This window comes from Pseudomonas sp. GL-B-26 (assembly GCF_019947405.1).
Lineage (GTDB): Bacteria > Pseudomonadota > Gammaproteobacteria > Pseudomonadales > Pseudomonadaceae > Aquipseudomonas.
On sequence record NZ_JAGYGJ010000021.1, the window covers coordinates 94532 to 104315 of the forward strand.

The window sequence follows — 9784 nt, forward strand, 5'->3', positions numbered from 1 at the left end:
CTGAAGTCCTGCGATAGGGTCAACACCTGACTGACCCCAATGGACTGCCACCCATGACGCTCTCGCTCGATCTGCTGCTGGGCTTCGCCCTGTTTGCGCTTGTCACTTCGATTACTCCCGGCCCCAATAACACCATGTTGCTGGCATCGGGCGTGAACTTCGGCTTTAACCGCACCATCCCGCACATGCTTGGCATCACCTGCGGCTTCTTCGTACTCGTCGTGGCGGTAGGTTTCGGCTTGGGCGCAGTGTTTCAAACCTATCCATTGCTCTACAGCGTGCTGCGTTATGTTGGCGCGGCGTATTTGTTGTATCTGGCGTGGAAAATCGCCCATTCGGGACCGGTTTCCGAGAGTGAAAAGGGCGATAGCAAGCCGATCAGCTATTTGGGCGCCGCAGCGTTCCAGTGGGTCAATCCCAAGGCCTGGATTATGGCCATCGGTGCCATCAGCACCTACACGCCAATGCAGGGTTATTTCACCAACGTGATCGTGATTGCGGCCGTGTTCGCCTTGATCAACCTGCCGAGCGTCAGCGTCTGGGCAGGCTGTGGCACGTTGTTGCGCAACGTGCTGAAAGATCGTCGCTGGTTGCGTCTGTTCAACTGGGGCATGGCCTTGCTGCTGGTGGCTTCGCTGTATCCGTTGTTACTCGAAAGCTTTAGCTGACGCATTGCTTCAACCGGTCGCCCGATGCCTGTTAAGCTCGACTTCAGGAGCGTTCCTACGCACTTTTAAATGAAGTTGTTCTTCTTTAACGGCCTCCGATCAGGTATTTCTAACGCTCTGAACGATCGGCGCAGCTCACGAGGCTGCGCTTTGACGTTTCAGTGACGAGCCTCCTGATCCCGGAACATGCTCTGCGAGTCTTCTATGAATAAACGTCCTCTGTATTTCGACTACGCCGCCACCACGCCGGTGGATGAGCGAGTCATCAAAGTCATGGTCGAGTGTCTGGGCTTTACCGGCAACTTCGGCAATCCGGCGTCCAGCTCCCATGCGTTCGGTCAACAGGCCCGGCAATCGGTCGAGCAGGCGCGGCGTCAGGTCGCCGAACTGGTCGGCGCCCAGGCGGACCAGATCGTCTGGACCTCGGGCGCCACTGAATCCAACAATCTCGCGCTCAAGGGCGTGGCCCAGGCTCGCGGCGTTTCTGGCGGCCACATCATCACCAGCCAGATCGAACACAAAGCGATTCTCGACACCGCAAAGCAGTTGCAGGACGCCGGTGTTGCGGTGACTTACCTGGTGCCTGACGCCGAGGGTCTGATTACCCCGCAAGCGGTCAGCGAAGCGATGCGCGAAGACACCTTTCTGGTGTCGCTGATGCTGGTCAACAACGAGCTGGGCACGGTCAACGACATCTCGGCCATCGGCGAAATCGTACGTGCTCGCGATGCGTTGTTCCATGTCGACGCGGCTCAAGGTGCAGGCAAAGTGGCGATCGATCTGGCCCGGTTGCCAGTGGATCTGATGTCATTTTCCGCCCACAAGATTTACGGCCCCAAAGGCATCGGCGCACTGTACGTCGGGCCGCGCGCGCAGCAGCGTTTGCAGGCGCAGATTCACGGCGGCGGTCACGAGGGCGGTTTGCGTTCCGGCACCCTGGCGACTCACCAAATCGCTGGCATGGGTGTGGCGTTCTCGTTGGCGGCCGCCTCGTTCGATGAAGAGAAAGCCACGATCGTCCGGTTGCGTGAGCGCTTGCTCGAACAGCTGCTGAGTATTCCCGGCGTTCGCCTCAATGGCAGTCCGACCCAGCGCATCCCTCATACCTTGAGCCTGACCTTTAGCGAAGGCGAGTTCAATTCCGCGGCCTTGAGCACCTCGATCGCATTTTCCGCGACCTCGGCCTGCAACTCCGCCAGCAATGCGCCCTCCCATGTGCTGCTGGCCCTGGGGCATGACGCCCGCTCGGCGAGTCGCACCATTCGCTTGAGTCTCGGCCGGTTCACCACCGAGCAAGACATCGACCAAGCGGTACACCTGATTAAAGCGGCCTGCGCCAGTGCTCCGGCATTTTGGCAATAAGGTCTGAAAGTGCCGGCGTTGATCGGCACTCAACAATAATGATGAAGTGATTAGCAGGAGACATGATGAGTACGCAGCCTTCGACCAATGGATCGGTGCCCCAACGCCTGGCGCAAACCCGCGAACTGATGAGCCGGGAGGGCATTCATGCTCTGCTGGTGCCGTCGGCCGACCCACATCTTTCTGAATACCTGCCGGGTTACTGGCAAGGGCGGCAATGGTTGTCGGGCTTCCATGGCTCGGTCGGCACGCTGATCGTTACGCCGGACTTTGCCGGTGTCTGGGCCGATAGCCGTTATTGGGAACAAGCGACCAAGGAACTCAAGGGCAGCGGCATCGAACTGGTCAAGCTGCAACCGGGTCAGCCCGGCCCGCTGGACTGGCTGGCCGAGCAAACCCCTGAAGGCGGCGTCGTCGCGGTAGATGGTGCGGTAATGGCCGTGGCTTCTGCGCGTACGTTGGGCGGCAAGCTCGAAGAACGCGGCGCACGTCTGCGCACTGACATCGATGTGTTGAGCGAAGTCTGGAGCGACCGTCCGACGCTGCCGAATGAACCGATCTATCAACACCTGCCGCCTCAGGCGACGGTCAGCCGCGGCGAGAAACTGGCCAGGCTGCGTGAGGTTTTGAAAGATCGCGGTGCCGACTGGCATTTCATCGCCACCCTCGATGACATCGCTTGGCTGTTCAACTTGCGCGGCGGTGACGTGTCGTTCAACCCGGTGTTTGTTTCCTTTGCCTTGATCAGCCAGCAGCAGGCGACCCTGTTCGTGGCACTGAGCAAGGTCGATGCCGAGCTGCGCGCAATCCTCGAACAAGACGGCGTGACCCTACGCGATTACAGCGAAGTAGCCGCCGCCTTGCGCGCCGTACCGAGCGGGGCGAGCCTGCAAGTCGATCCGGCACGCGTCACTGCCGGCTTGCTGGATAACCTGGATAGCGGTGTGAAGCTGGTCGAAGGCCTGAATCCGACGACGTTGGCCAAATCGCAGAAAAGCCTGGCCGATGCCGAGCACATTCGTCAGGCCATGGAGCAGGACGGCGCGGCGCTGTGCGAATTCTTCACCTGGCTAGACACTGCGTTGGGCCGTGAGCGCATCACCGAACTGACCATCGACGAACACCTGACGGCCGCGCGTACTCGACGTCCGGGTTATGTGTCGCTGAGCTTCAACACCATTGCCGCGTTCAACGCCAATGGCGCAATGCCGCACTACCACGCCACCGAAGAAGAACACGCGGTGATCGAAGGCGACGGTCTGTTGCTGATCGACTCCGGCGGCCAGTACCTGGGCGGCACCACTGACATCACGCGGATGGTGCCGGTCGGTACGCCGACTGATGAGCAGAAGCGCGATTGCACGCGGGTGCTCAAAGGCGTGATTGCGTTGTCCCGTGCGCAATTCCCTCGTGGCATTCTCTCGCCGTTGCTCGATTCGATTGCCCGCGCGCCGATCTGGGCTGAAAGCGTTGACTACGGTCACGGCACCGGTCACGGCGTCGGCTACTTCCTCAACGTGCACGAAGGCCCGCAGGTCATCGCCTATCAGGCCGCCGCGGCACCGCAAACCGCGATGCAGCCGGGCATGATCACGTCCATCGAACCAGGCACTTACCGTCCGGGCCGCTGGGGTGTGCGGATCGAGAACCTGGTGTTGAACCGCGAGGCGGGCAAAAGCGAATTCGGTGAATTCCTGAAATTCGAAACCCTGACCTTGTGCCCGATCGACACTCGCTGCCTGGAACCGTCGCTGCTGACTGACGACGAAAAGCAGTGGTTCAACGCCTACCACGCCGAGGTGCGCCAGCGCTTGAGCCCGTTGCTCGACGGCGCAGCCCTTGAGTGGTTGAACACTCGGACTGCGGCTATTTGATCGGTTGGAGTTCAGGCGCTTCTTCGAGCGCCTGGCTCATGTAGTCGACAAAGGCTTTGACCCTGGCGGATTGGCGACGATTCGCCGGGGACACGGCATGAATCGGCAGCGACTGCGCGCTGTATTCCAGCAGAATCGCGGTCACACGTCCCGCCTTCAAGTCCTCGCTGAATAGCCAAACCGGCGACAGTGAAATCCCCAATCCCCCCACAACCATCTCGCGAATCGCCTCGGAGTTGTTACTTTGTGCGTTGCCCTTGATTCGCACTTCGTGACGCTGGGCCTCTCTCTCGTAAACCCATAGGTTCTGACTGTTCAGCAGGTTGAACTGCAGGCAGTTGTGCTCGCTCAGTGCTTGCGGTGTTTGCGGCCGGCCGTGTTGCGCAAGGTAGTCGGGCGCTGCGACGGTCACTCGGTGGGTGGTGCCGATGTGGCGGGCAATCAATCCGCTGTCGTTCAACTCGCCGATCCTGAACGTGACGTCCAGTCCTTCACTGACCAGGTCCTGATTTTGATCGCTCAGTTGCAGATCAATCTGCACCTGAGGATGTTTTTTGAGGAATGCCGGCAGTCGCGGAGCAATCTGCAAGCGCCCGAAGCTCACGGAAGATCCGATTTTCAGGTTTCCGGCAACAGCTTCGCGGCCGGAGTGAAAACTGTGCTCTGCGGCGTCAACGGCCGCCAGAATTTGTCGACATTCGGCGTAGTACCGCTGGCCTTCGTCTGTCAGGGACAGTTGTCGGGTGCTGCGGGAAATCAACTTTCCACCCAGCTCAGTTTCCAGTGCTCGCAGCACTTTGCTGATGGTCGGCTGGCTGGTCTGCAATTCCCGGGCGACGGCAGAAAAGCTGCCACGTTCGACAACGCGGACGAAGATCGCCATTGCATTGAGTTTGTCCACGGGGTTTCTCATTGATGCCAAATGGGCATGGTCACTATAGCTATATAGCGTCTTATCGGCATGAGTGAGTGAGAGGAAGATTTATCCCACAGCCACCTCTGACGGGAAATTGCGAAATGACTGACTCACTTGAAATGCGCGCTCTGATTGTTGATTCGGCCAACGGGCCTTTACGCTTGGCTTCCATTCAACGGCCTGTGCCTGGAGCCGGTCAGGTGTTGGTCAGGATCAAGGCCAGTGGGGTGAACCCTCTGGATGGAAAGATTCGGTCGGGTCAGGCTGCTCATGCACGTCAACCGTTGCCGGCGGTGTTGGGGATGGATCTGGCGGGAACAGTGGCGGCATTGGGGGAAGGCGTCAGTGGATGGCTGCCGGGTGATGAGGTCTATGCGATGGCCACCGGCATTGGCGGTGCGCAGGGTTCACTGGCGGAGTACGCCGTCGTCGATGCACGCCTGCTGGCGCGCAAGCCAGGCAATCTGAGCATGCGCGGGGCGGCAGGGTTGCCGTTGGTACTGATCACAGCGTGGGAAGGATTGGTGGATCGTGCGCGGGTGCGGGCGGGGCAAAAAGTGCTGATTCACGGTGGTGCGGGTGGTGTCGGGCATGTGGCTGTGCAAATTGCCCGGGCTTTCGGTGCTGACGTGTTTGCCACCGGGTCGGCCAGGCAGCAGGCGATCATTGAAGGGTTCGGTGCGACGTTTATTGATTACCGCAAATCTTCGGTTGAGGAGTATGTGGCTGAGCACACGGCGGGGGAGGGCTTCGATATTGTCTACGACACGCTGGGCGGTGTGACGCTGGACGCTTCATTCAAGGCTGCTCGGGTCTACGAGGGGCATGTGGTGAGTTGTCTCGGATGGGGGACGCACAGTCTTGCGCCGCTCTCGTTTCGTGGGGCGACGTATTCCGGAGTGTTTACCTTGTTGCCGTTGCTGACTGGCAAGGGTCGCGAGCATCACGGGGAGATACTTCGGGAGGCGGCGCAGTTGATCGAGGCGGGTCAGTTGAAACCGTTGCTCGACCCTCGGCAGTTTACCCTGCAAACCGCCGAGGCCGCCCATGAGCTGCTCGTTTCGGGAGCTGCGCAGGGGCGGTTGGTTGTCGAGATTTAACTCAGGGCTTCAAGGACGAAGTCCAGGCGATCCTGGCCGAAGAACAGCTGATTATCGACAAACATGCTTGGGGCACCGAATACGCCCCGTTGCACCGCTTTCTCTGTGTTGTTCTTGAGAGTGGCTTTGACTTCCTCGTCGGCGGTCAGGGCCAGCACCTCATTTGGATCGAAACTGTTCTGTGTCAGTACTGAGGCGACGGTCGCCAGGTCATCGAGGCTGCGGCCTTCAACCCAGAGGGCGTGAAACAGGCAATCGATGAACGCGAGAAAGCGTTCGGGATGGCGCAATTGCATGCCGGTGACAGCACGCATCAACATCAGGGTGTTGATAGGAAAGTGGGGATTGAACTTCAGTGGCACGCCATAGCGCTTGGCATAGCGGTCCAGGTCTTGAAACATGTAGCGGCCCTTGGCAGGGATGGTCGCGGGGGAGGCGTTACCAGTGGCTTTGAAGACGCCACCCAGCAGGATGGGTATGTAGATCAACTGGCTGTCGGTCCGCTCGCAGATCTTCGGTAGTTGGGTATAGGCCAGGTAGGTGGCGGGGCTGCCGAGGTCGAAGTAGAACTCCACGGTTTTGCTCATGGTCGGTGCGCTCTGTTTATTATTGTGGGGGAGGGCTTACCAGCGTTCGCTCCAGGGGCGCAGGTCCAGCTCGAAGGTCCATGCGTCACGGGGCTGGCTGTGCAGGTACCAATAGTTCTCGGCAATGTGCTCTGGATTGAGAATGCCGTCCTGGTCCTTGGTCGCGTACTTTTCGGGGAAACTCTCGCGGATAAAATCGGTATCGATGGCACCGTCGACTACAACATGGGCGACGTGAATGTTCATCGGCCCCAGTTCACGCGCCATGCTTTGCGCCAGGGCACGAATCCCGTGCTTGGCGCCGGCGAACGCCGCAAATCCTGAGGCCCCACGCAGGCCAGCGGTAGCACCGGTGAACAAAATAGTCCCGCGTTGACGCTTGGCCATGCGCTTGGCCACTTCACGAGCGTTGAGAAATCCTGAGAAGCAGGCCATTTCCCAGATCTTGAAATATTTGCGCGCGGTTTCTTCAAGAATGCTGCAAGGCACATTGGCGCCGATGTTGAAGACGAACGCTTCGATTGGGCCAATCTGGCTTTCGATCTGCTCAACTAACGCAATCACGTCCTCTTCCTTGCGTGCATCGCAGGCAAACCCGTGGGCTTCACCGCCATCGGCCTTGATGGCGTCCACCAACGGCTGGAGTTTGTCCGCGCTGCGGCGGGTGACACACGCCACAAATCCCTCCTGCGCAAAGCGTTTTGCAATTGCGCCGCCGGTGGCATCCCCGGCACCTACAACCAGTACGACCTTCTTGTTATTCATGGGTAGTTCCCTTTGCTAAACGATCGTTAACTAAACGAACGTTATGCTACGATTCGGCAAGCGTCAAGGCGATCAATCCTGAGGGCAAGGCAATGCGTTACTCGGTCAATCACAAACTGGAAACCAAAGAGAAGCTACTTGAAAGCAGTGCGGTGTCGGCCAAGAAGTCTGGTTTTTCAACGGTGGGTGTCGACGGTTTGATGAAGGCGATCGGTTTGAGTGGCGGGGCTTTCTACAGTCACTTTTCGTCGAAGGATGAGCTGTTCGCTTCAATCGTCGAGCGTGAGCTGTCTCAAAGCCTGGAGCGTTTAGGGGCGGACCAGAATCCTGAGAAGCTCCAGCGCTGCCTGAAACACTATCTGAGCATGGCTCATGTCGAGCACCCGGAATCCGGTTGTGCTTTGCCGGCGTTGGGGGCTGAGATTGCACGTTCAGACGTGATGATTCGCCAGCAGGCGGAGAACTGGATTTGTCGGCTTCAAAAGAGTTGGGCGCAGGTTCTGGAAAGCGACAGCCTGGCATGGGCGATTCTGTCGCAATGTATCGGTGCGTTGGTCATTGCGCGAATGCTGGCCACGCCAGACATCCAGCGCGCGGTACTGAAGTCCAGTTACGATGAGATTGGCCGTCAGATCGCAGGTCCACGAACCTGACAAGACGGCATCAATCTATTTGCAGATGACGATCATGCTGCGACTGGTATAGCCGGCAGGGTTGAGGCCGAACGGGTAATCGCCTGGTTCTTCCACAGCGTCCCCTGACTTGGCGATGACCTTGTAACCTTTGGGAGCGCACGAGTTGGCAGCGCTGGTGTAGCACTTGTCCCAGGATGACGAGAGCCCGGAACAGTTGATATGCAGCCCTCTCTTGCCGTGTTTTATCTGGGTTTTCGATGTCGCCGCGCAGCCCGCAACCGCAAGTACGGCGATCAGTATCAAAATTCGTTTCATTACTGTCCTTATAGCGTCCCCGGATCTTTGCGCCCGGGTCTGGCTGCATTCGCTTTCGCTTGAAGCGTTCTGATGTCCCTATCTGAAAAATCCATGTCTGACACTGGGTTACGGGTCTAAACATGGCCTAATTGCGCGGCAAATACCAGACCCTCGTCAAATCCTGTCTCAATCTGCAGCGACAGCAGGCTTGGCTGCACTCCCCATGGTCATGGTCGCGCCTATGGAAGCCAGAATGATGCACAGGATGGCCATCCATTGTGACAGTGAGAGGTACTCATGGAGAAACAACAGGCCTGACAGGGCGCCGATCGCAGGTTCAATACTCATCAACGTGCCGAAGGTCCGGGTAGGGATTCGGGTGAGGGCGACCATCTCCAGCGTGTAGGGCACGGCGGTGGACAGAATGGCGACAGCGATGGCCACGGGGATAAGTGAAGGAGTGAGCAGCGCGGCGCCAGCATGGACGATGCCGATAGGGGCTACAAAAAGTGCCGCAATCATCACACCCAGTGCCGCGGTCTGCACGCCATTGTCGGCGCCGGCCTTTTGGCCGAACAGAATGTACAGCGCCCAGCAGACACCTGCGCCCAGTGCGTAACCGGCGCCTACCAGATCGATCCCCGCGGTCGTTTCTCCCATAGGTATTAACAGCAGCAAGCCGACGGCTGCCAGGGCGATCCACAAAAAGTCGATCGCGCGACGTGAGGCGTAGATGGCTACCGCCAGTGGGCCGGTGAACTCCAGCGCAACCGCGATACCGAGGGGGACGGTTTGCAAGGACATATAGAAGAGGAAGTTCATGCCGCCCAACGCCATTCCGTAGACGATGACGGTGCGCAGGGATTTTGCGGTGAGCTTCGCTCGCCAAGGGCGCAGTATCAACATCATGATCACACTGGCGAAGATCAGCCGCAGGGTGGTGGTCCCTTGCGCGCCGATAATGGGGAACATGCTTTTAGCCAGGGAGGCTCCCGACTGGATTGATGCCATGGCTATCAATAGCAGGCCAACCGAAAACAGGGTCGAGGCAAGGCTGCGAGGTTGGTCATTCATGGCGTGGCATCGTCCAAGTAGGAAGCGAGAGTGTTATTGGGCAATATACTGCGCATTCATGGCGGGCGCGTCTATATATAAGCAGCGATTTTGAGCATCCTTATAGAAAAGCGTAATTAAGGGTTGACGACAGATTCTGGAAGTCTATAATTCGCCCCACTTCCGGCGCGGCCGAAACGGAAAACTCCTTGGTAAACAATGAGTTACGCAGTTTTCGACAGCGAGTTGCTTCAGGTCATCGAAGCCCAGAAGGAGTTGAAAGAGTGAGGTTGTTTGACTCTTTTAACGATTCGATCTTCTCGGTCGAAAGCGGAGAAAAAGAGGTGTTGACAGCAGCGAGTAACGCTGTAGAATTCGCCTCCCGCTAACGAGAGATCGGAAGCGCAAGTGGTTGAAGTTGCAAAGGAAACTTTGAAAACTTCGAAAAATAACCGCTTGACAGCAACAGAGGCTGCTGTAGAATGCGCGCCTCGGTTGAGACGAAAGATCTTAACCAACCGCTCTTT

Annotated in this window: 10 protein-coding genes and 1 pseudogene; 5 read left to right on the forward strand and 6 right to left on the reverse strand. The window is 58.3% G+C overall.

Translation table 11 applies throughout. The features are described 5' to 3' along the window. The first annotated feature begins 53 nt into the window (after window positions 1–53). From KGB23_RS15770 to KGB23_RS15780, 3 genes are all read left to right on the forward strand, one after another. Entirely contained in the window at window positions 54–668 is a 615-nt protein-coding gene (locus KGB23_RS15770) for a LysE family translocator (RefSeq protein ID WP_223431748.1), read from the forward strand. Between the two features lie 204 nt (window positions 669–872). Continuing rightward, window positions 873–2030 (forward strand): cysteine desulfurase family protein, encoded by a 1158-nt coding sequence (locus KGB23_RS15775; RefSeq protein ID WP_223431749.1) that lies wholly within the window; start codon window positions 873–875, stop codon window positions 2028–2030. Window positions 2031–2095: 65 nt separating this feature from the next. After that, the gene (locus tag KGB23_RS15780; RefSeq protein WP_223431750.1) at window positions 2096–3904 is read left to right on the forward strand and encodes an aminopeptidase P family protein; all 1809 of its coding nucleotides are present in this window, start codon (window positions 2096–2098) and stop codon (window positions 3902–3904) included. Here the strand turns inward: KGB23_RS15780 and KGB23_RS15785 are convergent. Next, window positions 3897–4817, reverse strand: a complete 921-nt coding sequence (locus KGB23_RS15785; RefSeq protein WP_223431751.1) for a LysR family transcriptional regulator — start codon at window positions 4815–4817, stop codon at window positions 3897–3899. The two genes, KGB23_RS15780 and KGB23_RS15785, sit on opposite strands and share 8 nt — an antisense overlap. Before the next feature lie 104 nt (window positions 4818–4921). Here KGB23_RS15785 and KGB23_RS15790 point away from each other — a divergent pair, with 104 nt between their 5' ends. Beyond that, a complete protein-coding gene (locus KGB23_RS15790; protein ID WP_223431752.1) occupies window positions 4922–5920 on the forward strand; it encodes a zinc-dependent alcohol dehydrogenase family protein in 999 nt (332 codons plus the stop codon). On the opposite strand, the gene KGB23_RS15795 is transcribed toward KGB23_RS15790, so the two are convergent. Beyond that, complete coding sequence (locus tag KGB23_RS15795) at window positions 5917–6507, reverse strand: 2-hydroxychromene-2-carboxylate isomerase (protein WP_223431753.1); 591 nt, start codon at window positions 6505–6507, stop codon at window positions 5917–5919. The genes KGB23_RS15790 and KGB23_RS15795 overlap by 4 nt on opposite strands. A gap of 36 nt (window positions 6508–6543) precedes the next feature. Then, window positions 6544–7272 (reverse strand): SDR family oxidoreductase, encoded by a 729-nt coding sequence (locus KGB23_RS15800; protein WP_102616716.1) that lies wholly within the window; start codon window positions 7270–7272, stop codon window positions 6544–6546. 92 nt (window positions 7273–7364) lie between these two features. Between KGB23_RS15800 and KGB23_RS15805 the strand changes: the two genes are divergently transcribed. Beyond that, window positions 7365–7925, forward strand: coding sequence for a TetR/AcrR family transcriptional regulator (locus KGB23_RS15805; RefSeq protein WP_223431754.1), 561 nt, complete (start codon window positions 7365–7367; stop codon window positions 7923–7925). A 15-nt stretch (window positions 7926–7940) separates the two neighbouring features. On the opposite strand, the gene KGB23_RS15810 is transcribed toward KGB23_RS15805, so the two are convergent. The 3 genes and pseudogenes from KGB23_RS15810 to KGB23_RS15820 form a co-directional block, all read right to left on the reverse strand. After that, on the reverse strand, window positions 7941–8222 hold the full coding sequence (locus KGB23_RS15810) for a hypothetical protein (RefSeq protein WP_149420568.1): 282 nt from the start codon (window positions 8220–8222) through the stop codon (window positions 7941–7943). A gap of 168 nt (window positions 8223–8390) precedes the next feature. Next, on the reverse strand, window positions 8391–9278 hold the full coding sequence (rhtA, locus tag KGB23_RS15815; protein ID WP_056742334.1) for a threonine/homoserine exporter RhtA: 888 nt from the start codon (window positions 9276–9278) through the stop codon (window positions 8391–8393). Window positions 9279–9508: 230 nt separating this feature from the next. Beyond that, a pseudogene (locus tag KGB23_RS15820) lies at window positions 9509–9784 on the reverse strand (hypothetical protein); the annotation flags it as partial.